Raw genomic sequence first — 25601 nt, forward strand, 5'->3', positions numbered from 1 at the left:
TTCCGGGGTCGCGACGACAATCGCGGCCCCGTCTTCCGTTTGGCCCCATCTTCCCTCTGGCCCCGAAAACGGGTTCACTCCGTCCCAAGGCGTCTGACCAGAGGGAGGAGACCATGGCCAAGCCGAGAAAGGCGATCATCAGTTGCGCGGTGACGGGGGCGATCCACACGCCCACCATGTCGCCGCACCTGCCGGTGACCCACGACCAGATCGCCGAACAGGCCATCGCCGCCGCCGAGGCGGGCGCGGCCATCTTGCACCTGCACACGCGCGACAACACCGATGGCCGTCCTTCCGTGAAGCTGGACGACTACATGGCCTTCCTGCCGCGGGTGAAGCAGTCGACCGACGCGGTGGTGAACATCACCACCGGCGGCGCCCCCACCATGCAGATCCGCGAACGGATCGAGGCGTCGCGCACGCTGACGCCCGAGATGTGCTCGCTGAACATGGGCTCGATGAACTTCGCCTTTCACCCGCTGGCCGAGAAGTACGACAGCTTCCTGCACGACTGGGAGAAGCCTTATATCGAGGGGTCCGAGGCCAACATCTTCCGCAACACGCTGGCCGACATCCGCGAGGCCGCCGAGGCGCTGCTGCCGCTGGGCGTGAAGTTCGAGCACGAATGCTACGACGTCGGCCACCTCTATAACCTGCGCTTCCTGATGGACCGGGGCCTGTTCACGGCGCCGGTGTTCCTGCAGTTCGTCTTCGGCGTGACCGGCGGCATCGGCGCGGACGTCGACAACCTGCTGTTCATGAAGCGCACCGCCGACCGGCTGTTCGGCGACGACTATCGCTGGTCGGTGCTGGGGGCGGGGGCGGCGCAGATGCCGCTGGCCGCCACCGCGCTGCAACTGGGCGGCAACGTGCGCGTGGGGCTGGAGGACTCGCTTTATATCTCGCGCGGCGAACTGGCGGTGTCGAACGCCCAACAGGTCGAAAAGATCGTCCGCATCATGGCCGAGCTGGGCATCGAGCCCGCCACCCCTGACGAGGCGCGCGAGATCCTTGGCCTGAAGGGGGGCGACAAGGTCGGGTTCTGACGCCTCGCCCCCTTGACCCTGACGGCCCCGGCACCCTACATGCGCCCGGCATCACCAGAGGACGTGAAATGGGCTTCAAGACCGGTATCGTGGGGCTTCCCAACGTGGGCAAGTCGACGCTGTTCAACGCGCTGACGCGGACCGCCGCGGCGCAGGCGGCGAACTTTCCCTTCTGCACCATCGAGCCCAACGTGGGCGAGGTGGCGGTGCCCGACACGCGCCTTGCCACGCTGGCCGAGATCGCGACCTCGAAACAGGTGATCCCGGCGCGGATGACCTTCGTCGACATCGCGGGTCTGGTGAAGGGCGCCAGCAAGGGCGAGGGGCTGGGCAACCAGTTTCTTGCCAACATCCGCGAATGCGACGCCATCGCCCACGTGCTGCGCTGCTTCGAGGACCCGGACGTCACCCATGTCGACGGCCGCGTCGACCCGCTGGCCGATGCCGAGACCATCGAGACCGAGCTGATGCTGGCCGACATGGAATCGATCGAGAAGCGGATGCAGGGCCTCGTGCGCAAGGTGCGCGGCGGCGACAAGGAGGCGGTCCAGCAGGAACGCCTGCTGAAGGACGCCATGGCGGCGCTGGAAGCCGGCCAGCCCGCCCGCACGGTCGATGTCTCGGGCGAGGACATGAAGGCGTGGAAGAGCCTCCAGCTTCTGACCCAGAAGCCGGTGCTTTACGTCTGCAACGTCGACGAAAGCGAAGCCGCCGAAGGCAACGCGCTGTCCGCCAAGGTGGCCGAGAAGGCCGCGGCCGAGGGCGCGGTGTCGGTGGTGATCTCCGCCCGGATCGAGGAAGAGATCAGCCAGCTGGACGACGGGGAAGCCGCGATGTTCCTCGAAGAGATGGGGCTGGAAGAGGCCGGCCTCAGCCGCGTGATCCGCGCGGGCTATGAGCTGTTGGGCCTGCAGACCTACTTCACCGTCGGCCCGAAAGAGGCCCGCGCCTGGACGATCCGCAAGGGCACGCTCGCCCCGCAGGCGGCGGGCGTGATCCATGGCGATTTCGAACGCGGCTTCATCCGGGCCGAGACCATCGCCTATGACGACTATGTCACGCTAAAGGGCGAGCAGGGCGCCAAGGACGGCGGCAAGATGCGGGTCGAGGGCAAGAGCTACGAGGTGAAGGACGGCGACGTCCTCCACTTCCTGTTCAACGCCTGATCCGGGCATGATCCGGGCCTGATCCGGGTTCAGTCGATCCCGGCCATGCGGATATCGGCGGCGCTGGCGTAGGCGCGGTACGCGCCCAGCAGTCCCATGCGCCGCGCGATCAGGTACTCGCCAGTCGCCGAGACCGGGGTCTTCGCGCCCCCGGCGAACACCCGCTTCACGTTCATGCCGACCACCGTCGCCTTGAACGCGGCCAGCCGCTCCAGATAGGTCGCCGCCTCGTCGTCGCTGTCGCTGGCTTCGCTCAGATCGCCCAGCGCGATGGCGCAGCTTTCGGCCAGCGCGGCCAGCAGCGTGGTGTCCACCTCGGACGGAGCCGTCTCGACCCGGTTTCCGAAATGCGTGCAGGTTGCCGAAAAGACCTCGTGCTGCCGGGCGGTCAGCGGATCCGCCGGTGCGGCGGTGGCGGCGCAGACGGCCAGCGCCGCGGCGCAAAGAATGCGTGTCATGCCTGTCCCTCGTCTGTTGATCGACGTCTTTTGGTCGACGTTCGTCACCAGACTGTCACAGTAAGCCGCGAGGAAAAGAGAAAATTCTGTCCCCGTCCCTTGATTTCGAGATTTTCGCGCTAGGCGGTCACATCTGACCACTTGTTAAGCAGCCGGCAAAGGCTCGGCTATCGCCCCTTTCGCCCTTCTTCTCTTCCGAAATACCTCGGGGGAGTCGCGCAGCGACGGGGGCAGAGCCCCCTTCCGGACCTCTCGCCCAGCCCGGTCCTCAGCCGTAGGCCTCGATGAATGCGTCGATCGACAGCCTGCGGATGTCGGGCAGCGCCGCGCGCAACGCCTCGTGGCTCCAGTCCCACCACGCGATCCGCTGCAACGCCTCGGCCTGCGCCTCGGTGAAGCGGCGCTTGATGTGACGGGCGGGCACGCCGCCGACGATCTCGTAAGGCGCCACGTCCTTCGACACCACCGCGCCCGCGCCGACCACCGCACCGTCGCCGATGCTAACACCCGGCAGCACCGTGACGCCGTGGCCGATCCAGACATCGTTGCCGATGGTGACCCAGTGATCCTTGCGCCACTGGAAGAACGCGGCGTCGTCCTCGCCCAGATCGAACATCTCGGCACGGTAAGTGAAATGGTGCTGCGCCGCCCGCCATGTCGCGTGGTTGCCGGGGTTGATCCTTGCGCCCTGCGCGATCGAGCAGAACTTGCCGATGGTCGCCCAGACCGCCGAACTGTCGCTGACGATGTAGGAATAATCCCCGAAGCTGACCTCGCGCAGCGACACGCGGGCCTTGATGTCGGTCCAGCGGCCAAGCTCGCAGTCGATGACGGTGGCGGTCTCGTGGATGGTCGGGGCTTCGGAGAGGCGGGTCATAGGGGTCCTTCGGTCTTTCCGATGATCCGGGCGCGGATCAGGCCCGAGCAATAGTCGATGACGTAGACCATGGCGATGATCAGGAAGATGATCGACCATGCCTCGTTCCAGCGATAGGCGGCGATGCGGTCCGACAGCAGAAAGCCGATGCCGCCCGCGCCGACGATCCCGAGGATGGTGCCGGACCGCACGTTGGATTCGAAGTTGTACAGCAGCACCGACCAGATCACCGGCATCACCTGCGGAAGGGTTCCGAACCGGATTTGCTGCAGCCGCGATCCGCCCGAGGCCTTCACCCCGTCGACCGGCCGGTCCGATGTGTTCTCGATGGCTTCCGAGAACAGCTTGGCGAAGGTGCCGATCTCGCTGACGGCGATGGCAAGGATGCCGGGCAGTGGGCCAAGGCCGAAGGCGCGGATGAAGATCAGCGCAAGGATCAGCGTCTCGAAGGCGCGGATCACGTCATAGCCCCGCCGCACGCCCAGCCTTAGAAACCCGAGCCGGTTGATGTTCTTCGCGCCGAGGAACGAGACCGGAAACGCGACCACCGCGCCCAGCAGGGTGCCGAGGAAGGCCATCGCGAGGGTCTCGCCCAGCCCTTCGAGGATCGGCCAGAACTCTTCCCACGTGGTCCAGACATAGGGCGGGAACATGAAGCTCAGCACGTCGCCGAACCGCTGGATGCCGGTCCAGATGCGGGCGGGCGAGAAGTCGAAGGCCCACAGGCAATAGGCGAACAGGGCAATGAAAACGGTCCATGCGGCGGCGCGGCGCAGGCGCACCGGCAGCGGCGCGCGGAAGGCGCCGGGATGGGCGGCGCGCGCGGCGGCGATGCGGTCCTCGGTCAGGCTCATGTCCGGTCTCCCATGCCGATGATGCGGTGGCGCAGCTTCTCCGAGGCGTAGTCGATCACCACCACGGTCACGAAAATGATCACGAACAGCGCCGAAAGGTCGGTGTATTCCTGAAACGACATGGCGGTGCGGATCTCCTGGCCCAGCCCGCCCGCGCCGACATAGCCGATGATCGAGGACGAGCGGACGTTGATCTCGAACCGAAGCAGGGTGTAGCTGATCACGTTCGGCAGCACCTGCGGCACCGCACCGTAACGGATCTGGTCGAACCAGCCGCCGCCCGAGGCCTTCACGCCTTCCAGAGGCTTCATGTCGATGTTCTCGACCGCTTCCGAGTAAAGCTTGCCAAGCGCCCCGGTGGCGTGCAGCCCCACGGCCATCACGCCCGCCATCGGCCCGACCGAGAAGCAGAAAACGAAGATCAGCGCCCAGACCAGTTCCGGCACCGTCCGCGCGATCTCGAGATAGCGGCGGCAGACCCACAGCACCGCCCGGTTGGGCGACAGGTTGCGAGCGGCCGGGAAGGCGAGAAGGAAGCCGCCGATCACGCCGAAGGTGGTGGCCATGAAAGCGATCAGGATGGTCTCGATCAGCAGGCGCAGCCAGGTGCGCCAGCGCCAGAACCATTCGGCGAAGTCGGCGCCAAGGCTGTCCCAGCGCAGCGTCGGGAAGGTCTGGACGATGTACTCGCCCAGCCGGGGCAGGCCCGCCGGGATGATCCAGCGCCAGTCCCGCGACCCGTCCGGCAGCGTCACCTGCGTGACGCGGAAGAAATCGCCGAACCATGCAGAGGCGAGGAAAGCGATGAAAAACAGGGTGCTGCCGATGGCCCAGGTTCGCCGGGCGCGGCGGCGGCGGGCGGCATAGTCGCGCTCGAAGGCGCTGACGGCGTCCCCGGCGGGCACGGCGGCGAAATCTGCGGTCAGGGTCATGGCGGGGCCCGTTGTGGGCCGGGACGGGCGCGATCCTTCGTCGAGAGATCGGGGCGTCCGTCCCGGCGGTCGTCAGGTCAGGCGCTTACGAGCCGCGGCGCTGGTTCTTCAGCCACTCGCGCATGTCGACGATCCACTGGTAGCGGTCGTGATCGACGCGGGTGAAGCCCACTTCCGGGTTCTCGTCGTCCGGGTTGAAGGACGAGTACAGCGCATAGCCTTCCGGATCGGCGGTCGGGAATTCCTCGATCGCGGCGGTGATCTCTTCGATCATCTCTTCCGGCAGGTTGTTGCGGAAGGTCCAGGGGCCCGAGGTGATTTCCGGCGATTCCCAGATCTTGCAGACCACGCCTTCCTCGATCATCCCCTTGATTTCCATGCGCTGGTAGACGCCGTTGATATCGTTGTCCTGGTAGGTCGACGCGGTGTCGAAAGTGCCGTTGACGACGCCCTGCACACCGGCTTCGTGGCTGCCCGAGAACGGAACGGCGGCGAAGAAGTCTTCCGGCTTGAAGCCTTCGCGTTCCACCATGTTGAAATAGGGAACCGCATAGCCAGAGGTCGAATCCGGGTCGGCGAAGGCGTGAACCTTGCCCTTGGCGTCTTCGAGCGTCTCGATGCCGCTGTCGCAGCGCGCGACGACGATCGAGTAATAGCCGGTCGAGCCATCCTTGTTGATCGAGGTCAGCGTGGGGACGACGCCGCCGTCGGTGGCGGTGTAGACGGCCGCGTAAGAGGACGAACCGAAGCGGGCGACCTCGATCTGGTCGGCGGCGATGGCCTGAACGACGCCGTCGTAGTTGCCGGCGGTGAAGATCTCGACCTCGACGCCAAGCTTTTCTTCAAGGAAGACGCGCAGCGGTTCGTTGCGCATCAGACGGTCCTGCTCGTTCTCGCCCGAGAGGATGCCGAACTTGACGACCTGATAGTCGTCGCGCCAGCCCTCGGCGAACAGGGGACCGGCAGCGGTAAGCGCCACGAGGGCGGCGGTGGTGAACAGTTTCATTGGTGTCTCTCCCGTGGTTGCCAATGAAGGGGTCGTTGGGGGTCGGCTCAGGCGGGGATCTTCTCCGCCTGTGGCCGGATCGAGGTCGAGGTGACGGCCGCGTCGAACTCGGCCAGCCCCTCGGAGCCGTAGATGTCGCGCACGACGTCGTCGGTCAGCTGCGCCGCAGAGCCGTCGAACATCACCGCGCCCTCGCGCATGGCGATGATCCGGTCGCAATAGGCGCGGGCGGTGTCGAGCGTGTGGAGGTTGACCAGAACGGTCAGCCCGTCCTCGCGGTTGATGCGGGCCAGCGCATCCATCACGCGGGTGGCGTTGCCGGGGTCGAGCGAGGCGATGGGTTCGTCCGCCAGCATGATGCGCGGGTTCTGTACCAGCGCGCGGGCGATGGCGACGCGCTGTTGCTGGCCGCCCGACAGGGTGCCGGCCCGCTGAAGCGCCTTGGGCGCCATGTCCAGCCGGTCCAGCGCCTCGATCGCCATCGCGCGCTCGGCATCCGAGAAACGCATGGTCATCGAGGACAGAAAGCCGTGGTCGGCCAGACGGCCCACCAGCACATTGGTCAGGACGTCCAGCCGTTCCACGAGGTTGAACTGCTGGAAGATCATCGCGCAGTCCCGCCGCCAGTCCCGCAGGGCGCTGCCGCGCAGCTTCGTGACGTCCCGGTCGCCAAAGGCGATCTCGCCGGCGGTGGGCTCGATCAGGCGGTTGATCAGGCGCAGAAGCGTCGACTTGCCCGCGCCGGAGCGGCCGATGACGCCGACGAACTGGCCGGGCGGAATGGTGAGGGTGACATCGCGCACGGCGGTGGTCTCACCGAAGCGGCGGGTCAGGCGGGTGAGGCTGAGGCTTGCGTGTTCCATGCCCCCGATGCTGCGTGCGCATCGTAAAGGCCCGCTATCATCCGAATGAATTTTTCACGCATGTTGGACAACGGAATTGTGACCCCCGGCGGTGTCCGTCCGCCCCGATGGGGCGTTTGCGCGCGTATCCGGTCGGGCCGTGGGGAGCCGATGTCATGCGGGCGTCACAATGGGCGGCGGCGGGGTTTCGGGAGAGCGGCCGGTTGTCCTATTCCTGTGATGCGGATCGTGCAGGGAAGGGGCCGCGGGGGAATCATCCGGATCACCTGAACGGGACCGGCGGGCAAAGGAGCGGACAGGATGGAAAGCTATGTGATCGAGGGCGCGCGGGCGGTGCTGCCCGGCGGCACCGAGACCGTGTCGCTGCGCATCGAGGGCGACCGGATCGCCGCGCTGGACGGCGCGCGCGGCGGCGCGGCGGTGGTGGACGCGCGCGGACTGGTGCTGGCCCCGGCGCTGGTCGACGTGCATGGCGACGCCTTCGAGCGGCAGCTGATGCCGCGCCCCGGCGTGTTCTTCCCGCTGGACGTCGCGGTGATGGAGACCGACCGGCAGCTTGCGGGCAACGGCATCGCCACCGCCTATCACGCGCTGACGCTGGGCTGGGAGCCGGGCCTGCGCTCGGTCGCGCGCGGCACCGAACTGGTGCGGCTGTGGCAGGCGATAGCGGCGCGGCTGACGGTCGAGAACCGGGTGCAACTGCGGTGGGAGACCTTCTGTTTCGAGGCCGAGGACCTGATCGCCGAGGCGCTGGCCGGACCGCTGACGCCTTCGGTCGCGTTCAACGACCACACGACGATGGCGATGCTGTCGCCCACCGTGCGGCTTCAGGACCGCCCCTTCGACCACGCGCCGGACTTCCCGGTGGTCGACACCTCGGCGCCGGAGTTCCTGCGCAAGATGTCGGCCCGCGCCGCGCGCTCGGATATCCCGGCAGAGGATTACGTGGCGCTGCTGCGCGAGATCTGGGACCGGCGGGCGCAGGTGCCCGACGCCATCGCCCGCGTCGGCGCGGCGGCGGGCAAGGTGGGCGCGGCGATGTTCAGCCACGACGACACGCAGCCCGAGACGCGGGCCTTCTACCGGTCGCACGGCGCGCGGGTGTCCGAGTTCCCGATGAACGACGCGGTCGCGACGGCGGCGCGCGAGGCGGGCGACCTCATCGTCTTCGGCGCGCCCAACGTGTTGCGCGGCGGCAGTCACCTTGGCTCGCCCGGCGCGGCGGACATGATCGCGCGCGGGCTCTGCGACGTGCTGGCGTCGGATTACTACTATCCCGCGATGCTGGCGGCGGTGGCGCGGCTGCACGCCGAGCGGCTGAAACCGCTGCACGAATTGTGGAAACTGGTCTCGGCCAACGCGGCGGCGGCGTCGAACCTGACCGACCGGGGCGAACTTGCCGTGGGCAAGCGGGCGGATCTTGTACTGCTGGACTGGCCCGAGGGCGCATTCCCGCAGGTGCGGGCCACGATCAGCGGCGGGCGGGTGAGCTATGACACCGGGCTGATGCGGGAAGCGGTGATGGCTTGAGGGCCGCACCTTCGGTGCGGTGGGGGCTCTGCCCCCGCCGCTGCGCGGCTCCCCCGAGGTATTTGGAAAGAGAAGAAAAAGGGCAGGGGCCGGTTACTGGCCCAGACCCTCGGCTTCGAGCCATGCCATGCTGGCGGGGATCTCGGCGCGGTTCTTCAGTTCCAGGATCAGTCGCGGGTTGGCGTCGAGTTTGCCGAGCGCTTCGAACACCGCGTGCCAGTGGATCGAGCCGCGCCCGATCGACCAGTGGCGGTCGGCGTGGGCGTCGGCGTCCTGCAGGTGAACATGCGCCAACAGGTTGCCTGCGGATTTGACGTAATAGTCCACCGGCGGCGCATTGCAGATACCGTGGGCATAGTGGGCGTGACCGGTGTCGATGGAGAGTTTCAGCGCGTCCGAGCCGAAGCTTTCGACCAGCGCCTTGCGGTCGGCGGGATTGCCGTCTTCGATGTTCTCCAGCACGATCTCGACGCCCGCGCCCTCGGCGCGCTTCACCGCCGGGCCCAGCGTTTCGTGGGTGGTCTCGAAGATACGCGAGCGGCCATCATCGTACATATCGAGATTGTAGTGATCCCAGGTCGAGAAGGGCGAATGCACCACCATCTGCGTCGCGCCGAGCGCCACGCACACGTCGAGACCCTGCATCATGCGCTTTGCAACGATGGCGCGGATGTCGATGTCGAAACTGGCGAAGTCGAGGCCCCAGAAGGGTCCATGGATGCCAAGACGGCCGTTCCAGCCGTCGAGCTGCTTCTTCGCTCCGGCGACCGGGTCTTTCCAGCTTTCGGCATTCAGCATCTCGGCGGACCAGAAGCTTTGCAGTTCAAGGTCGCGGTCTTTCTCGAACAGCCAGTCGCGGTAGGCGGGCAGGTCGCCCACGCCAAGAGCCGCGCCGATCACGGGAAGGGTCATGTCTTTGTCCTTTTCGGTCAGGCGGCGGCGCGCAGGGTGAGCGAGCCGTCGGAGAAGATCTTTCGCCCGCCCCGCAGGGTCGCCCGGACATGGCCCACGCCCTCGTCGTCGGCGATGACGAGGTCGGCGCGCTTGCCGGGGACGATCTCGCCCCGGTCGGCAAGCCCCAGCGCGCGGGCCGGGTTCAGCGTGGCGAGCCGCGCCGCGCCGGCGAGGCCGTGGGGATCGGTCCGGCCGAGGATCAGCACGGCAGGCAGGATGGCCGAAGGGTGGTAGTCGGCGGCGAGAATGTCCAGCAGTCCCGCAGCGTGACAGGCGCGGGCCGAAAGGTTGCCGGAATAGCTTTCGCCCCGAAGTGCGTTCGGCGCGCCCATCGCGGTCAGCAACCCCCGCGCGCGGGCGGCGCGGGCGGCGTCCTCGGTCACCGGGAATTCCGAGATCGCGGCGCCCAGCGACTGCATCAGCGCGACTTTCTCGGGCGTGTCGTCGTCGTGGCTGGCCAGCGCGATGTCGTGCAGCGCACAGGTGGCCGAGATCGCCGCCAGCGTCGCGGCCACATCGCCCGCCGCCTCCTGTTTCTCGTCGATGCGGGCCTGAACGGCGGCGATCGCCTCTGCCTCGGTGACGCCTTTCTCGGCCTGCGTGCGGCGGGTCAGGCGTTCGAGGTCGCGGTACTGGCCCTGTCCCGGCGTGTGGTCGGTCAGGGACACGAGATCGACGGTGCCGTCGGCGATCAGTTCCTCGACCACGGCCAGCGCGTTGGGATAGTTGATCTCGAACCGGGCGTGGACGCGGTGGTCGACCTTCAGGATCGACCGCATGGATTTCAGCGCGCGCAGCATCTCTTTCGAGTGCTCGTAGCTGCGCAGGTGGCCATAGGCGGACTTCGGATTGAACGACACCGCGGCGTAGCCGGTGGTGACGCCCGCCGTCTTCAGCCTGCGGTCGAGGTCGCGCAGGCCAAGCTCCATCGGCATCTTCACGTTCGGGCGGGGTTCCACCTCGCGCTCGATCATGTCGCCGTGCATGTCGATGAAGCCGGGCATCAGCAGCAGGCCGCCGCCGTTGATCCCGCCGTTGATCCCGCCGTCCAGCTCGGCACCGGCGACCGGGGTGTCGCGGATCTCGGCGATGCGGTCGCCCTCGATCCGCAGCGCGCCACCGTCCAGCACGGCCTCGGGCAGAACGATGCGGAAGTTACTCAGCCACATCGGCCATCTCCTTTGTCTTCAACGGAATTTCGCGGTCGATCAGGGCGGCCACGTCGCCGGGGTGGTGGAACACGCCGATCATCGCGACGCCCTCGTCCTTCAGTTCCGCCAGCCGGCGGACCAACGCCGCGCGTGCGCCCGCGTCAAGCGAGGCGGTGGGTTCGTCCAGCAGCAACAGACGCCGGGGCCGGATCAGCGCGCGGGCAAGGTTCACCTTCTGCTGCTCTCCGCCCGAGAAGGTCGTCGGATAGGCGCGCCACAGGTCGGGTTTCACGCCGAAGGTCGCCAGCCAGTGCCGGGCGGCGTCCAGCGCCGTCTCGCGCGGGGTGCCGGCAAGGCGCAGCGGCTCGGCCACGATTTCCTCTGCGGCGACGCGGGGACGTGCGGTCAGGAACTGGGTGACGAAGCCGATCTCGGCCCGGCGCAGGTGGGCGATATCGACGTCGGCGGCGGTCGCAAGGTCGATGGGCCCCTGTTCGCTTTGGTAGATCAGCCGCCCGCCGGTGGGCAGGTAGCTGCGGTACAGCGTGCGCAGCAGCGTCGACTTGCCCGCGCCGTTCGGCCCCGACAGCAGCAGGAACTCGCCCGCCGACAGGGTGAAGGACAGCCGCTCGAACGCGGGCAGCGCCTGTCCGAGGTGGTGCATCCGGAAAGTCTTGGACAGGTCGTCCACGGTGAGAAGAGGGGTCATGCGGCGGTGTCCTGTCCGGGTGTCACAGTTTCGCGTGGACGAGTTGCTGGGTGTAGGCGTGCTGCGGATCCTGAAAGACCTGATCGGCAAGACCCTCTTCGACCACCTTGCCTTGGCGCATCACCATGACGCGGTCGGCCATGGTGCGGATCACGCCAAGGTCGTGGCTGACCAGTACCATCGTCATGCGACGGTCCTGTTGCAGCCGTTTCAACGTGTCGAGCACCAGCGCCTGCACGCTGACGTCGAGCCCGGTGGTCGGCTCGTCCAGCAACAGTAGCGCCGGTTCCAGCGCGATGGCCTTGGCCAGTTGCACCCGCTGCTGCATGCCGCCCGACAGTTCCACCGGCGGGGCGTCCATCCGGTCCGGCGGGAATTCGGACGCATCCAGCGCGCCGCGCGCCTTTTCCCGTAGCACGTGGAACCGGCGTTCGCCCGCGATCAGCAGGCGCTCGGCGACGTTGCCCGAGGACGAGTTCTTCATCAGCAGGCCCTGATGCGGGTTCTGGTAGACGATGCCGATGCGGCGGGCGCAGAGCATCCGGCGCTCGAACCTGTCGAGGTCGAACAGGTTCGGCGGCAGGTCCGGCAGGTCCAGCGCATAGGTGCCCGCGTCGGGGCTTTCCTGCAGGTTCATCATCCGCAGCAGGGTGGACTTGCCCGAACCGCTTTCGCCGACGATGCCCAGCACCTCGCCGGGGTAGACATGGGCCGACACGTCGTCCAGCGCCACCACCGGGCCATAGCGTTTCGACAGGCCGTCAAGCCGCATCAGCGGTTCTGCCGTCACCAGCTGCGGCATCGCTTTCGCCAAAGCGGTCATCGCTGCATCTCCCCGTCCACGTACCACGTCGCGCCGATCTGGGGGTCTTCGCCCTCGGCGCGGCGGATCGCCTTCACGCCAAGTTCGCTGTCCGACACCTCGTGCGCCGAGCCGCCGCCGTCCTGCGGGATCTCGTTCATGAAATAGCCCGACAGGCCCGAGCGGGCGCAGGTGAGCCCCGCGTGATCCTCGACCCGATAGGGCACGTCGTCGAAGACCAGCGGCTCGACCCGCGTATGGGGCGGCACCGCGAAGATGCGTTTCTCGCGCCCCGCCGACAGGATCGTCAGGTGGTCGGCCATGTGCAGCTTTGGCACGTCCCAGCGCGGGATGGGCGAGGGCGACATGACGTGCCGCCCGTTGACCATCGACGGATAGGACGCGCCCTGCATCACCCGGCCCGACCGGACGATCTGCTCGTACAGCGTCAGCCACAGCCGGCCATAGTCGGCATCGGCGTGCATCTGGCGCGCGGCGGACATGTTCGGTTCGACCGGGCGCAGGGGTTCGGGGTTCGGGACCTGCAGGATCAGGATCTGGTCGGCGCGCAGCTTCTCTTCCGGGATGCGGTGGCGCGACTGGATCAGCGAGGCGGCCAGCGTGTCGTTGGTGGCCCCGGCGCCCGACACGCGGGTCAGGAAGCGGCGGATCGAGGCGGCGTTGACGCTGTCGTCGGCGCCCTGGTCGATCACCTTCACCACCGACTTCGGGTTGACCAACGTCAGCGTGACCTGAAGCCCGCCGGTGCCCCAGCCGCGCGCGATGGGCACCTCGCGGCTGGCATAAGGCATCTGGCAGCCGGGCACGGCCACCGCCTTGATCATCTTGCGGCGCATCTCGCGCTTCGCCGAGGCGTCGAGGAAGCCATAGGAGAAGGCGCGCCACGGGCGGGTTAGGCTGGCGAGGGTCATGCGGTTTCCTCGGTCTTCGCAGGCGTGGGGGCTTCCTGTTTCGCCTGCGCGCCGCGCAATGCGTCGAGCGAGGACTGGAAGGTCACGTAATGCGGCAGCTTGAAGTGGATGCAGAAGCCCGAGCTTTCGACCGGCTCGGTGTGGTACAGGAAGAACTCCTCGTTCACCGGGGAATTCTTCGGCGCGCCGGGGCTGTTGAGATCCAGCGTGGCGGCAGAGATCACCTTGACCTCGTTCCAGCCCAGCGTCGCCGCGAAGCCAAGCCGCAGCCTGTCCTTGCCCTTGGTGGTCACCACCTCGGCCTGACTGGTCCTCACCCGGCCCGCCGAGAAGGTGACGCCCCTTGGATGCCGCACGCGGACCTCGACCTCGGACAGGCGCAGTTCGTTCACCGTGGGGTGGGCGGTGCCATAGCCCCGCATCGCCGAGTATCCCAGCGCCAGCGTGCCGCCAGTGTCGGCGCGGGCAAGGCTTTGCAGCGTGTGCGCGCGTTTCGCCGGGAACAGCAGCGGTTCGCGGGTCAGGTCGGGGATCGCGTCGCGGTCCACCGGATCGGCCATCGGCGGCTCGACCAGCCCCTGCGCCACCTGCCACGCGGCCAGCGAGGGGTGCCGCGCGGGCGCGGGCGTGGCGGCGGGGGTGACGGCGGCAGGCTTGTAGGCCTCGCCCTCCAGAACCTGCGTCGCCAGCAGGCGATGCGCATAGTCCAGCGTCGGCCCAAGGATCTGGCCGCCGGGGATGTCCTTGAACGCGGCCGAGATGCGGCGGTGGGTGAAGCCCTCGTCCGCCGCCACCGGATCGGCCACCTGAAGGCGCGGCTGCGTGGTGCGCCATGCGCGCAGCAGCAGCAGCGCCTCGTACAGGTCGCCACCGGATTGCGCCAGCGCCAGCGCAGCAAGGTCGGGGGCGTAAAGCGACGCCTCGCCCATCACCCGGTCGACAAGGGCGGGCAGGGCGGCGCCGATCTCCTTCACGCGGGACGGGGTGATGCGGCCCGTCTGGGCGCGGTACATCCGTTCCGCCTGCTCGATGGCGCGTTCGCCGCCTCGGGTGGCTACATAGGCCATGGCTCAGACCTCCGTCACGGTGGTGGACCGGGGCAGCGCCACCAGCGCGGCGCCGTCGTGGAACAACATCTCGATGCCTTGCGGGTAACGGTTCAGCCGGGCGCGGACGCGCCAGATATCGGCATGCAGCCCGCCAAGGCACAGCCGCGCGGCGCCCGCGATGCCGGGACCGGCCAGGTCCAGCGCCGGGCCCTGGCTGATACGGGCGGGGGCGACGACGGTCGCGCCCTGATCGGGGTACAGCCGGCTGCCGGTCCGGACCCGCGACAGGCGGTCCATCGCCTCGGCGCTGTCGAGCGACAGGAACAGATGGTCCGCCAGTTCGGGCGCGACCATGGCCGCGCCGGTCATCGCCAGCACCTCGGCCAGATGCCGGTCATCGGTCCAGACACGGCACTCTCGGTCCACCAAGGCCTGCGCGACCGGGCAGGCGCCCGCGCCCGGCAGGCCGTATACGGTGCCGGGGCGGGACAGGGCCTGCAGCACCGCATGAAAGGTCGCATTGTCGCGCGCCTCGGCGGCGTCGGGTTCGGGAAGCTGCGGATCGGCGGTCAGGGTCGGCATTCAGAACGTCTCCATATCGACACGGGTCGCTTCGATCCGGCGCAGGGTCTCGTGATCCTCGGCCTGTTGCGCCGCGCGCTGGGCGTCGGCGAAGGCGCGGATGCGGGCGGCTTCGATACCGGCCTGCAACCCCGCGTCCAGCACCGCCATCGCCATCGCGCGTTCCAGATCGCGGCCGGTCACCATGCCGTAGCCCTCGACGCCGTGCTCGGGCAGGCGCACATGCGCCTCGGCCACCAGCACCTCGCCCAGATGGAACTCGGTGCCCTGCACCGGGTCGCGCATCGGCAACATCACCAGACCGGTGCGGCTGCGGATCACCTCGACCTCGCCCAGCTGCGGCAGCACCGCCTCGGCCTCGGCGCGGATCGCCTCTGCCCCGGCGCGGGCGAGCACCGACAGCAGCGCGTCGTCGGGGTCTGTCGTGCGGTCAAACATGGCGCGTTCTCCCTGTGGGTTCTGCATGATCGAGCGAGAACCGCACCCGCCCGGCGGACCAGATCGATTCCGCATGGCCGATGGGGAAACCCTCGGGGTCGGCGTCGATCTTCGAGATCACGACCACCGGCTGATCAGCGGGCTGTTCCAGCATCCGCGCCTCCCATTTCTGCGGCAGGCGGGAATGCAGCGCGGTTTCTTTCCGGGCGTAGTCCGTGACCCCGTGCGCGGCATAAATGTCGGTCACCGACTCGCGGCTCAGGCGGCGGCGGGCAAGGTCGGGGAAGCGGTCATAGGGATGAAAGCTGCACGTCAGCAGGATCGGCCGCCCGTCGGCGCGGCCGCGGGTGATCACCCGCGTCACGTCCGCGCCCTCGGCCAGCCCAAGCACGCCCGCGATCTCGCAATCGGCGGGCACCACCTCGGCCGAGATCGTGTCGCCGCCCGGCTCGACCCCCTGCCGCAGCAGGTTCTCGCGGAAGCGGGTGCGGCTGCCGATGCGATAGGTGATCCGCGCGGGCTCGCGTACGAAGGTGCCGCGGCCCTGCTCGACGCTCAGCACGCCTTCGGCGGCCAGCGCCGCCACCGCGCGGCGCAACGAGTGGCGCCCAACGCCGATCTCGCGCTGCATGTCCGATTCCGGCGGCAGCTGGTCGCCCTCCGCCAGTTCGTTGCTGGCGATCGCCGAACGGATCCATTCCCGCGCGCGTTCCCAGTTGCTCGTGTCCACCGTCATCGCCCCAGCTCGAAACATCCGAATGACTCCGCTCTAGGCGGCCAACCTTGCGGAGGAATGACAGGCGCATGACAGGCAGACGACAATGCAAGGACCGGAGCGGCTCGCGATGCACCGCCTCTCGGCCAAGCCCTGCTTCTTCTCTTTCCCAATACCTCGGGGGAGTCGCGCAGCGACGGGGGCAGAGCCCCCTTGCACGTCGCACCGACACGGCGGAGCGCCTGGAAGCATGGCGCGGCCCGTATTTTCGGAAGGGATGTCAGCGCCTTGCGTCAAGCTCGATGGGTTGCATCGGCTTGCCCCTCGTCAGAACAGGATCGGCGTCCTAGATTACGCGAGGCCCCGATACAGGACATTTTCATGCAGGTCTTTCACTGCCCCGAATGCAACGCGCAGGTCTGGTTCGACAACCTTGCCTGCCCGAACGGGCACCCGCTTCATTTCGACCCCGACACGCAGGCGATGGTGCCCGCAACCGATTGCAACTGGCGCGCTCAGATCGGTTGCAACTGGGCCGCCGATCCTGCGGGCGACGGCTATTGCCGGTCGTGTTCGATGACCCGCACGGTGCCGGACCTCGGGCTGGACGACAACATACGCGACCTTGCCGCGACCGAGGCGGCGAAGCGCTGGGTTCTGGCGGGGCTGCACCGCTGGGGCTGGTTCGGCTTTGCCGACACGGGCGCGCGGCCGGTGTTCGACCTTGTGGCCGAGAAGACCTCGGACGGCCCGGCGCAGATCACCATGGGCCATGCCGACGGGGTGGTGACGATCAACGTGGCCGAAGCCAGCCGCGCGGTGCGCGAGGCCCGCCGCGAAGACCTGGCCGAGCCCTACCGCACCATGATCGGCCACATGCGGCACGAACTGGCGCATTTCCTGTTCGTGCGGCTTGCCGAGGATCCGCAGTTTCTTCAGGACTTCCGGGCGCTGTTCGGAGACGAGACGCAAGATTACGGCGCCGCGCTTCAGGCGCATTACGAGAATCCGGGGCAGGCGGGGCCGGACTTCATCACCAGCTATGCCACCGCGCATCCGCACGAGGACTGGGCCGAGACGGTCGCGCATCTGCTGCACCTCACGGACCTTGCCGACAGCGGCTGCGCCGTCGGGCTGCTGGACGGGCAGGACCCCTATGCCGAGCCATCGACCAAGGAACTGATCCACCGCGCGGCGGATTTCGCCATGCGGGTCAACCACGTGAACCGGGCGCTGGACCTGCCGGACCTGTACCCCTTCGTTCTGGGCGAAGGCGTCCGCGAGAAGCTGACCCTCGCGCACAAGTCCCTGCGTCGGGTCGGTCCGGTCTAGCGGCGCGGGATCGAGAACAGGATCCAGCCGCCCAGCCGGGCCACTTCGCGCCCGCCCGTCGTATAGGCGAACAGGCCGGGGTCGGTGCCCGGCGGGCAGGCCACCAGATCCGCCGCATCGTCGAGATAGTCCGCGGTAAAGGCGCTTTCGCCCGATCGCAGGCAGGGATCGCCCGCGTTCGGATAGCCGTCTCCGAACAAAGCTAGCTCTGGCGGGCGCGGCGGGCCTGCCGGTTCTTCCGTCTCAAGGCAGCCCGTCAGTGTCAGGCTTGCCGCCGACACCAGTGCGATGGTGGGATATCTGGTCATTCTCTTAACCCCCGGTTGTCTCCACCCGCACAGGCTTGCGCGGAACGTGGGTCGAGGGAAGCATAAATTGACCCAAGGTAAGTTTTGCGCGGGAAATCCCGCTGCGTTCCCCGGCGCAGGGCGCGCCGGGGAAGCGGGGCGTATCAGCCGAAGATCGCGTTCAGCGTGGCCGAGGGGCGCATCACCGAAGACATCTTGTCCGCGTCGGGGTGGTAATATCCGCCGGTGTCGACCGGCTTGCCCTGCGCCGCCGCCAGCTCGCCGGTGATCGCGGCCTCGCCGTCGGCCAGCGCCTTGGCAACCGGCGCGAACTTGGCGGCCAGATCGGCGTCGTCGGACTGTGCGGCCAGCGCCTCGGCCCAGTAGCGGGCGAACCAGTAGTGGCTGTCGCGGTTGTCGGGCTCGCCAACCTTGCGCGAGGGCGACCGGTCATGGTCGAGGATGCCCTGCGTCGCCGCGTCCACCGCGTTGCCCAGCACGCGCGCCTTGGCGTTGTCCTTGGCGTCGGCGAGGAACTTGAAGCTTTCCCCCAGTGCACAGAACTCGCCCAGCGAGTCCCAGCGCAGGTGGTTTTCCTCGTCCAGCTGCTGCACATGCTTCGGGGCCGACCCACCGGCGCCGGTCTCGAACAGGCCGCCGCCCTGCATCAGCTTCACGATCGACAGCATCTTGGCCGAGGTGGCCAGTTCAAGGATCGGGAACAGGTCGGTCAGGTAGTCGCGCAGCACGTTGCCGGTGATGGCGATGGTCGACTCGCCCTTCGTGATCGTCTCCAGCGAGGCGCGGGTGGCTTCGCGGGGGGCCATGATCTCGAACTTGTCGGCGACGCCCTTGGCTTTGAGGATCGGCTTCACATAGGCGATCAGTTCGGCGTCGTGGGCGCGGTTCGCGTCCAGCCAGAAGATCGAGCGGTAGCCGGTCGCCTTCTGACGGTCGATGGCAAGGTTCACCCAGTCTTCGATCGGCGCCTTGCGGGCCGAGGCAGAGCGCCAGATGTCACCGGCTTCCACCTTGTGCGCGTGCAGCACGGTGCCGTCTTCCAGCACCATCTTCACGGTGCCGTCTTCCGGGATCTCGAAGGTGGTCGGGTGGCTGCCGTATTCCTCCGCCTTCTGCGCCATCAGGCCGATGTTCTGAACGGTGCCTGCGGTGGCCGGGTTCAGCTTGCCGTTGGCTTTGAAGAACTCGATCGACTCGTCGTAGACCGGCGCATAACTGTTGTCCGGGATCACGCAGACCGCGTCGTGTTCCTTGTTGTCCGGGCCCCAGCCCTTGCCGCCGGCGCGGATCAGCGCGGGCATCGAGGCGTCGATGATGACGTCAGAGGGGACGTGCAGGTTGGTGATGCCCTTGTCAGAGTTCACCATGTACATCGGCGGGCGTTCGGCGGTGACCTCTTCGATCGCCTTGACGATCTCGGGCGAGTCCTTGACGCGGTCCAGCAGCGCGCCGAGGCCGCCGTTGGGGTTCACGCCCAGTTCTTTCATCTTGTCGCCGTAGGTGTCGAACACCGGCTTCAGCCATTCCTTGACCGCGTGGCCGAAGATGATCGGGTCCGAGACCTTCATCATCGTGGCCTTCATGTGCAGCGAGAACAGCACGCCCTCGGCCTTCGTCTTCTCGATCTCTTCGGCAAGGAAGGCGTCCAGCGCCTTGGCCGACATGAAGGTCGCGTCGACGACGGTGCCGGCGGGGTACGTGATGCCGTCTTTCAGAACAGTTTCGCCACCGGCGGTTTCCAGCACGATCTTCGCGGTCGCGGCGCCGTCCAGCGTGGCCGACACCTCGTTCGAGAAGAAGTCGCCGCCCGACATGGACGCGACGCGGGTCTTGCTGTCCTTCGACCAGTCGCCCATGCGGTGCGGGTTGGCCATCGCGTAGTTCTTCACAGCGGCAGCGGCGCGGCGGTCAGAGTTGCCTTCGCGCAGGACCGGGTTCACCGCCGAGCCCTTGATGCCGTCATAGCGGGCGCGAACGGCCTTTTCCTCGTCAGTCGAGGGCTCGTAGGGATAGTCGGGCAGTGCGTAGCCTTGCGCCTGAAGCTCTTTCACGGCCGCGACCAGTTGCGGCTCGGAGGCCGAGATGTTCGGCAGCTTGATCACGTTGGCCTCGGGGGTCTTCACCCACTCGCCCAGCCACGCAAGGTCGTCCGACTGCTTCTGCGCGTCGGTCAGCACATCGGGGAAGGTCGCGATGATGCGGCCGGCCAGCGAGATGTCGCGGGTCTCGACGGTGACGTCGGCGGCGTCGGCGAAGAACCGGATGATCGGCAGCAGCGAGGCGCTGGCGCGCTCCGGTGCTTCGTCTACCGTGGTATACACAATGTCTGGTTGCTTTGCGTCGGCCATTGTCGAAAGAGCCCTTCCTGTCAGATTGAAAGCAGATGCCTGCGTGCGCCGCGCCCATCATGGGCGGGGCCGCGGCCCGGTGATCCCCGAGATAATCGTTGGCTTTCGCCTAGACGATGACGGGCCTCTGATCAACCGGGCAAAGGCGCGCGGGGGGCCCGCACGCCGTGATTTGCCGGGCTCAGCCCAGATCGGCGAGCGCCACCGCGCTGCCCGAGGTCGCCGAGCGCTTGATCGCCTCGACCACGCGCATGGTGCCCAGACCGTCCTCGGCGCTGTTGATCGGGTCGATCTCACCCCGTGCGACCGCGCCGAAATGTTCCAGCTGGCCGATATAGGCGTCGCCGGTTTCGTGCGGCAGGGTGGTGCGGGCCATCTCGGTGGTCCAGTCCGGGATGCCGGGGTGCCGCCACAGCGACAGGTCCGGCAGCGACAGCGCCGCCTTGGTGCCGGAATAGGCGTGGCAGATCGTGTCATGCGCCGGGAAGCGGGCGAGGTTCTCGCCCGCGGTCACGTCCCACGCCCAAGGACCCGCGCCTGCGTCGGTCTGGGTGATCGTGGCGATCCCGCCCCGCTCGAACGTCAGGATGGCGGCGGCGGTGTCCTCGACCGGGCGCCCGCCGCGCAGGTCCGAGGTCACCGCCGAGACGCTGGAGACCTCGCCGAAGAAGTGCCGCAACAGGTCGATCTCGTGCGTCGCGTTGATCAGCAGCGGACCGCCGTGGCCGGGCTTTACGCGCCACGCGACGAAATAGGGGTCGGGCTTGGTCAGGGTGCTGATCACGGTGGCGGTCACCAGATCGCCGATCTCGCCCTGATCGATGGCGGCCTTGGCGGTCTGGATGATCGGGTTGTGGCGGCGGTGGTGACCGACCAGCACCGGCACGCCGGTGTCCTTGACGGCCTGCGCCAGTTCCGCGCCCTCGGCCAGCGTCCCCGCGACGGGCTTCTCCATCAGCACGGGCAGGCCGGCGTTCAGGAACAGCAGGCCCAGCGGCAGGTGGCTGTCGTTCGGCGTGGCCACCACGACGGCATCGGCGGCCCCGGCCTCAAGTGCGGCCTCGGCGCTTTCGTAGAACGGAACGTCCTTCGTCGCAGCCAAAGCCTTCGCCTCGGGGGCGGTGTCCACGATGGCCGACAGGGCCACGCCCTGCGCTTTGCCCAGCGTTTCGATGTGGGTGCGTCCGATCACGCCGGCGCCCACGACCATGATCCTGAGATCGGTCATTTTCGGGAAGTCTCCTGTCTGAATTCCCGCGCAGCCTAACGAACGGGCGGCGAAAGGAAAGCGGTCGGCGAAAACCGCCGTGATTACCCGCAAAATCGTGCGTTGAGACGCCTTGTATGCATTTCCCGTATTGATGTTTTCGCAGTTGCGGTTACCTTTACACAAAAGGTGCGAAAGGCGCGGTACCCGTATCGACGGGGCCGCGCCGATCTTTTTCAGAGACCGCGTTGTGCGGTCTGCCGCGCTTATCCTGATCTTCGTTCGGTTTCAGACAGCCGCCCCAAGGGTCGACACCTGTCTGACGTAGGGTGATTTTCGGCGGTTTGGGCCTCAGGCGTCCCGCACCAGAAGCGAGGCCGCCAGCAGATCCGCCGCGCCCGGTGACAGGGCCAGCGGCGTGTCGTGCAGCATCGCCAGCCGGGTCAGCGCCTGAAGGTCCGCATCGCCGCCATGAGCGACGGTCGGGTCGGCGAAGAAGATCACCGCATCCAGTTCTCCGGTAGCCACCAGAGCGCCAAGCTGCTGGTCGCCCCCGCGCGAGCCGCGTTGCAGGCGGCGCACCGTCAGGTCGGGCGCGACCTCGGCCACCATCCGGCCGGTGCCGCCGGTGCAGACCAGCCGATGCCCGGCCAGCGCCTTCGCGTGGCGGCGGACCCATGCCTTCAGATGCGACTTCCGCGTGTCGTGCGCCACCAGCGCCAGCCGTCGCGGCGCGGTGGACCGCATGCGCGCGCGCTGGGTGATTTCGAGGATCGCGCGGACCTGCGCGACGAAGCCGCGGTCTTCTGCCGGAAAGGCCTCGGCCAGCGCGGCGGTGCCGACGGTGAACCCGGCAGCGCCCGCCTGCGCGGCGGCGAAGACGCGTTCGGCGCTGTCGATGCTGCCTGCCATGATCACCGGCTTGTCGATGCCGCCGCAGACCTGCGTCATCAGCCCCGGCACGTCGCCGTCGAAGCGGTAGGCCAGCAGGTCCAGCCCGTGCACGTGTTCCAGCGCCGCAAGCGCGCGGGCGCTGTCCGCGATAGCGTCGGCCGGTCCCTCCAGCACGCTGGGGTGGCCGACGATGCGTCCGGGGAAGGGATAGTACCGCAGCGGGTGGTCACGGGTCAGCGCGGTCACCGCCTCGGCCCGCGTGCCGCCCAGCAGGCAGTCGACGTCCAGCCCCACCGCCGCGCGGGCCGACGCGAGTTCGCTGTCCTCGTCAAGGCTGACCACCTCGAGATAGCTGCGCCCGCCCGCCGCGCGGATGCGGTCGGCTAGGTCCTGCAACTCGGCCAGCGGCAGGCCCACGTCCTTGAACCCGATGTGCCGCGCGCCGCCTTCCAGCGCCTCGTCCAGCCGCCGCTTGGCGTCGGGGATCGTCCGGTCGTTCTCGGTCAGCATCAGGATGAAGTCGAACGCCATGGGCCTAGCTCTTGTTTGCGGTGGCGGAAGTATGGGGCAGGGGGGCGGCGGTGGTCCAGTCCGCGGCAGCCTCGGCAATGCGCAAATGCTCTGCTCCTAGGCTGGCGTCGATCAGCGCCTGCAGGTGGCCCATCGCCTGCGGCAAGGGAAGGCCCGCCGCGGTCAGCCCCGCAAAGACGTCGCCCACGCCGTTCGGCACAACCGTCTGGCGCGGGGTGGCGACCAGCGTGCCGTCACCGCAGTCCAGCACGCCGGTCAGCCCGTCGCCCGCGGGCGCAGAGGTGACAAGGACGCGTGGTCCCAGACCCAGCGCCGCGGACATTGCCGCCTCTGGCGTGTCCGGCGCGCGCCCGGTCAGCCACGACAACTCGAAGGCGTTGGGCGTTGTGATATCGGCGCGGGGCAGCAGGTCGTCGCGGATCGCCACGGCGGCCTCTGCCGCGATGTACAGGCCCTTCGGCGTGTCGCCCAGCACCGGGTCGACCACCTTGCGCGCGCCAGAAAGCGCGTCCAGCAGGCGGCACGCCAGCGCAACGTGATCCGCCGAGGGCAGATAGCCGGTCAGGACCGCATCGACGCCGGCCAGCCAGCCGTTCGCGTCCAGCGCGTCGATCATCGCCTGAAGCTGGTCGACCGGCACCCGCGCGCCGGCCACGTGCGGCCAAGCCGCGTGGTTCGACAGCACGATGGTCGGCAGTTGTGTCACCGTGTGTCCCAGCGCCTGCAACGCCGGCGCGGCGGCGGACAGTCCGACGTGGCCATGCGCCACCCAGCTTGACAGAATCAGGACATGCGCCATGGGCGGCTCCGCTTGGATGTCGACGGGCTTTCGCGACAGATATCAGGCCGTGCGGGGATTGCCAGCGGCGCGCGGTCCGGCAGGCGACCGGCGGTTTCCCGCACTTTGGTCTGCGCCGTGACGCCACGTCCCGAAGCCGCTCGATTCGCGGCGGAGTTGTTTATGGGTAAATTAAGGGCCTTCCGCGAATGTCATTATTTTCAGGCGTTTGCCTAAGGATTGACCTTTCGTCAGACCTGCCGCTGCGGCACGGGCGGCCCGCTGCGCAGCTTGCCCGTTCTCGCGAATCCGTGAGGTGCGGCGCGGGAGGACGGGTTGCCGGTCATTTGGACTTCGGTAAGATCGGTCCATCCAAAAACCGTGCGTCGGATCTGGGTAAAATTATGGGCCGCGCACGAAACAGGGGAGACCAATTTCATGAGAACCTTCACCCGGGCAACGCTTTCGGCGCTGCTTTCTACTTCGATTCTTGCCGGCGCCGCGCTGGCGCAGGACACCCACCCGGAAACCGGCGAGCCGCTGGCCGCCGACCAGACCTTTACCTATCGCGTTCTGGACGAGCACAGCTCGGTCGACCCGCAGGTGGTCGAGGACGTGTCGGGCTCGGAAATCGTGCGCGACCTGTTCGAGGGCCTGATGAACCAAGACGAGGACGGTGAACTCGTGCCCGGCGTCGCCACCGGCTACGAAGTGTCGGACGACAAGCTGACCTACACCTTCACCCTGCGCCCCGAGGCCGTGTGGTCGAACGGTGACCCGGTCACCGCGAACGACTTCGTCTTCGCGTGGCGCCGCGCCGCCGACCCGGCGCTGGCCTCGCCCTACCAGTGGTTCATCGAGCTGATGTCGCTTGAGAACGCATCCGAGATCGTCGCGGGCGACATGGCCCCCGAAGAACTGGGCGTGACCGCGATCGACGACCACACGCTTGAGGTCAGGCTGACCTCGCCGCTGCCGTACTTTCCGTTCATGACCACGCACGCGACGACTTTCCCGGCGCCGCAAAGCGTTGTCGAGGAATTCGGCGCCAACTGGACCAAGCCCGAGAACATCGTGTCGAACGGCGCCTACGTGCTGACCGAGCACCTGCCGAACGAGCGTTCCGTGCGCGAGCGCAACGAGATGTACTGGGACAACGACAACACGATCATCGACAAGGTCGTGGCGCTGGTCATCAACGACGAGAACGTCGCGCTGACCCGCTACATGGCGGGCGAGCTTGACCGCACCGAGGTTCCGGCCGGCCAGTTCCCGCGTCTGTCCGAGGAATACCCGGACGAGGCGATCTCGTTCCCGCGCCTGTGTAACTACTATTACACGTTCAACCTGTCCGACAGCGGCCCGGAGGCCTTCAAGGACGTGAACGTCCGCAAGGCGCTGGCGCTGGCCGTGGATCGCAAGATCATCGTCGAGAACATCCTCGCCGGCGGCCAGCCGGAAGCCTACACCTTCACCCCGGCCGCCGTCGCAGGCTTCGAGCCCCCGGCGACCGAGATGGCCGGCATGTCGCAGGCCGACCGTGACGCGATGGCGCTGGAACTGCTGGCCGAGGCCGGTTACGGCCCCGACAACCCGCTGAGCTTCGAGATGGTCTACAACACCTCGGAAGCGCACCAGAAGGTCGCCGTGGCGCTAAGCCAGATGTGGAAGCAGAAGCTGGGCGTCGACGCGCAGCTGGCCAACATGGAATGGAAGGTCTTCCTTGAAGAGCGCGGCAACCAGAACTTCGAACTGGCCCGTGGCGCCTGGTGCGGCGACTACAACGAGGCGTCCACCTTCCTCGACCTGCTCGACAGCGCGTCGGGCTACAACGACGGCAAATACGCCAACGAGGCGTATGACAAGCTTCTGGAAGACGCGAAGACGGCTGACGACACGACGCCGCTTTACACCGAAGCCGAACAGATCCTCGCCGCTGAAATGCCGGTGATCCCGATCTACCACTACGCCGGTGTCTACATGATGGACAGCGACGTGGGGAACTGGCCGGTGAACAACGTCGAACAGAACTGGTACTCGAAGAACCTGTACAAGATCGCCGAGTAACCAAGCGATCTTGGATGCGGCGCCTGCGGGCGCCGCATCGTCTTTCCGTCCCGGACCTGACCCGGGACCTCT

24 protein-coding genes and 1 pseudogene are annotated in these 25601 nt (G+C 67.6%); 5 read left to right on the forward strand and 20 right to left on the reverse strand.

Annotation, left to right across the window (positions count from 1 at the left end):
- Positions 1-113: 113 nt before the first annotated feature.
- Entirely contained in the window at positions 114-1046 is a 933-nt protein-coding gene (locus ACP156_RS01900) for a 3-keto-5-aminohexanoate cleavage protein (protein ID WP_425049588.1), read from the forward strand.
- 68 nt (positions 1047-1114) lie between these two features.
- Positions 1115-2212, forward strand: coding sequence for a redox-regulated ATPase YchF (gene ychF, locus ACP156_RS01905; RefSeq protein ID WP_425049589.1), 1098 nt, complete (start codon positions 1115-1117; stop codon positions 2210-2212).
- Between the two features lie 29 nt (positions 2213-2241).
- Here ychF and ACP156_RS01910 read toward each other — a convergent pair whose 3' ends face one another.
- The 6 genes from ACP156_RS01910 to phnC form a co-directional block, all read right to left on the reverse strand.
- Entirely contained in the window at positions 2242-2670 is a 429-nt protein-coding gene (locus tag ACP156_RS01910; protein WP_425049590.1) for a hypothetical protein, read from the reverse strand.
- 268 nt (positions 2671-2938) lie between these two features.
- Entirely contained in the window at positions 2939-3547 is a 609-nt protein-coding gene (locus ACP156_RS01915; RefSeq protein WP_425049591.1) for a DapH/DapD/GlmU-related protein, read from the reverse strand.
- The gene (phnE, locus tag ACP156_RS01920) at positions 3544-4401 is read right to left on the reverse strand and encodes a phosphonate ABC transporter, permease protein PhnE (RefSeq protein ID WP_425049592.1); all 858 of its coding nucleotides are present in this window, start codon (positions 4399-4401) and stop codon (positions 3544-3546) included. The genes ACP156_RS01915 and phnE (ACP156_RS01920) overlap by 4 nt, the downstream gene beginning before the upstream one ends.
- On the reverse strand, positions 4398-5333 hold the full coding sequence (gene phnE, locus ACP156_RS01925; protein ID WP_425049593.1) for a phosphonate ABC transporter, permease protein PhnE: 936 nt from the start codon (positions 5331-5333) through the stop codon (positions 4398-4400). Before phnE (ACP156_RS01925) ends, phnE (ACP156_RS01920) begins: the two co-directional genes overlap by 4 nt.
- Before the next feature lie 85 nt (positions 5334-5418).
- Positions 5419-6339 carry a phosphate/phosphite/phosphonate ABC transporter substrate-binding protein gene (gene phnD, locus ACP156_RS01930; protein WP_425049594.1) on the reverse strand — a complete coding sequence of 307 codons (921 nt, stop codon included), beginning with the start codon at positions 6337-6339 and terminating at the stop codon, positions 5419-5421.
- A gap of 47 nt (positions 6340-6386) precedes the next feature.
- The gene (phnC, locus tag ACP156_RS01935) at positions 6387-7202 is read right to left on the reverse strand and encodes a phosphonate ABC transporter ATP-binding protein (RefSeq protein WP_425049595.1); all 816 of its coding nucleotides are present in this window, start codon (positions 7200-7202) and stop codon (positions 6387-6389) included.
- Between the two features lie 300 nt (positions 7203-7502).
- Here phnC and ACP156_RS01940 point away from each other — a divergent pair, with 300 nt between their 5' ends.
- The gene (locus ACP156_RS01940; RefSeq protein ID WP_425049596.1) at positions 7503-8732 is read left to right on the forward strand and encodes an alpha-D-ribose 1-methylphosphonate 5-triphosphate diphosphatase; all 1230 of its coding nucleotides are present in this window, start codon (positions 7503-7505) and stop codon (positions 8730-8732) included.
- Between the two features lie 93 nt (positions 8733-8825).
- Here the strand turns inward: ACP156_RS01940 and ACP156_RS01945 are convergent, their stop codons facing one another.
- The 9 genes and pseudogenes from ACP156_RS01945 to phnF all read right to left on the reverse strand — a co-directional run bounded on the left by ACP156_RS01945 (position 8826) and on the right by phnF (position 16103).
- Positions 8826-9644 carry a sugar phosphate isomerase/epimerase family protein gene (locus ACP156_RS01945; RefSeq protein WP_425049597.1) on the reverse strand — a complete coding sequence of 273 codons (819 nt, stop codon included), beginning with the start codon at positions 9642-9644 and terminating at the stop codon, positions 8826-8828.
- A gap of 17 nt (positions 9645-9661) precedes the next feature.
- Positions 9662-10855, reverse strand: a complete 1194-nt coding sequence (locus tag ACP156_RS01950) for an alpha-D-ribose 1-methylphosphonate 5-triphosphate diphosphatase (RefSeq protein ID WP_425049598.1) — start codon at positions 10853-10855, stop codon at positions 9662-9664.
- Positions 10842-11459: pseudogene (locus ACP156_RS01955) on the reverse strand (ATP-binding cassette domain-containing protein); the annotation flags it as partial. The gene ACP156_RS01950 and the pseudogene ACP156_RS01955, both read right to left, overlap by 14 nt.
- Positions 11460-11568: 109 nt before the next feature.
- Positions 11569-12369, reverse strand: a complete 801-nt coding sequence (locus ACP156_RS01960) for an ATP-binding cassette domain-containing protein (RefSeq protein WP_425049599.1) — start codon at positions 12367-12369, stop codon at positions 11569-11571.
- A complete protein-coding gene (locus ACP156_RS01965; protein ID WP_425049600.1) occupies positions 12366-13280 on the reverse strand; it encodes an alpha-D-ribose 1-methylphosphonate 5-phosphate C-P-lyase PhnJ in 915 nt (304 codons plus the stop codon). The genes ACP156_RS01960 and ACP156_RS01965 overlap by 4 nt, the downstream gene beginning before the upstream one ends.
- Positions 13277-14347, reverse strand: coding sequence for a carbon-phosphorus lyase complex subunit PhnI (locus ACP156_RS01970; protein ID WP_425049601.1), 1071 nt, complete (start codon positions 14345-14347; stop codon positions 13277-13279). The genes ACP156_RS01965 and ACP156_RS01970 overlap by 4 nt, the downstream gene beginning before the upstream one ends.
- Positions 14348-14350: 3 nt before the next feature.
- On the reverse strand, positions 14351-14911 hold the full coding sequence (gene phnH / locus ACP156_RS01975) for a phosphonate C-P lyase system protein PhnH (RefSeq protein ID WP_425049602.1): 561 nt from the start codon (positions 14909-14911) through the stop codon (positions 14351-14353).
- Positions 14912-15349, reverse strand: a complete 438-nt coding sequence (phnG, locus tag ACP156_RS01980) for a phosphonate C-P lyase system protein PhnG (RefSeq protein ID WP_425049603.1) — start codon at positions 15347-15349, stop codon at positions 14912-14914. It abuts the gene before it with no gap.
- The gene (gene phnF, locus ACP156_RS01985; protein ID WP_425049604.1) at positions 15342-16103 is read right to left on the reverse strand and encodes a phosphonate metabolism transcriptional regulator PhnF; all 762 of its coding nucleotides are present in this window, start codon (positions 16101-16103) and stop codon (positions 15342-15344) included. Before phnF ends, phnG begins: the two co-directional genes overlap by 8 nt.
- A gap of 342 nt (positions 16104-16445) precedes the next feature.
- On the opposite strand from phnF, the gene ACP156_RS01990 reads away from it, so the two are divergent.
- Positions 16446-17396, forward strand: coding sequence for a zinc-binding metallopeptidase family protein (locus ACP156_RS01990; RefSeq protein WP_425049605.1), 951 nt, complete (start codon positions 16446-16448; stop codon positions 17394-17396).
- Here the strand turns inward: ACP156_RS01990 and ACP156_RS01995 are convergent.
- The 5 genes from ACP156_RS01995 to ACP156_RS02015 all read right to left on the reverse strand — a co-directional run bounded on the left by ACP156_RS01995 (position 17393) and on the right by ACP156_RS02015 (position 23483).
- Positions 17393-17704: a hypothetical protein gene (locus ACP156_RS01995; protein WP_425049606.1), complete on the reverse strand. Its 312-nt coding sequence runs from the start codon at positions 17702-17704 to the stop codon at positions 17393-17395. The genes ACP156_RS01990 and ACP156_RS01995 overlap by 4 nt on opposite strands.
- A gap of 143 nt (positions 17705-17847) precedes the next feature.
- Positions 17848-20052, reverse strand: coding sequence for an NADP-dependent isocitrate dehydrogenase (locus ACP156_RS02000; protein WP_425049607.1), 2205 nt, complete (start codon positions 20050-20052; stop codon positions 17848-17850).
- Positions 20053-20233: 181 nt separating this feature from the next.
- Positions 20234-21280, reverse strand: coding sequence for a Gfo/Idh/MocA family protein (locus ACP156_RS02005; protein ID WP_425049608.1), 1047 nt, complete (start codon positions 21278-21280; stop codon positions 20234-20236).
- 330 nt (positions 21281-21610) lie between these two features.
- Positions 21611-22684 carry a methylglyoxal synthase gene (locus ACP156_RS02010; protein WP_425049609.1) on the reverse strand — a complete coding sequence of 358 codons (1074 nt, stop codon included), beginning with the start codon at positions 22682-22684 and terminating at the stop codon, positions 21611-21613.
- A gap of 4 nt (positions 22685-22688) precedes the next feature.
- Positions 22689-23483, reverse strand: coding sequence for a PfkB family carbohydrate kinase (locus ACP156_RS02015; protein ID WP_425049610.1), 795 nt, complete (start codon positions 23481-23483; stop codon positions 22689-22691).
- A 417-nt stretch (positions 23484-23900) separates the two neighbouring features.
- Here ACP156_RS02015 and ACP156_RS02020 point away from each other — a divergent pair, with 417 nt between their 5' ends.
- A complete protein-coding gene (locus ACP156_RS02020) occupies positions 23901-25529 on the forward strand; it encodes a peptide ABC transporter substrate-binding protein (protein WP_425049611.1) in 1629 nt (542 codons plus the stop codon).
- Positions 25530-25601: the final 72 nt, after the last annotated feature.

Origin of the sequence: Psychromarinibacter sp. S121 (assembly GCF_049801035.1) — a bacterium.
In the GTDB taxonomy this organism is placed as follows: domain Bacteria; phylum Pseudomonadota; class Alphaproteobacteria; order Rhodobacterales; family Rhodobacteraceae; genus Psychromarinibacter.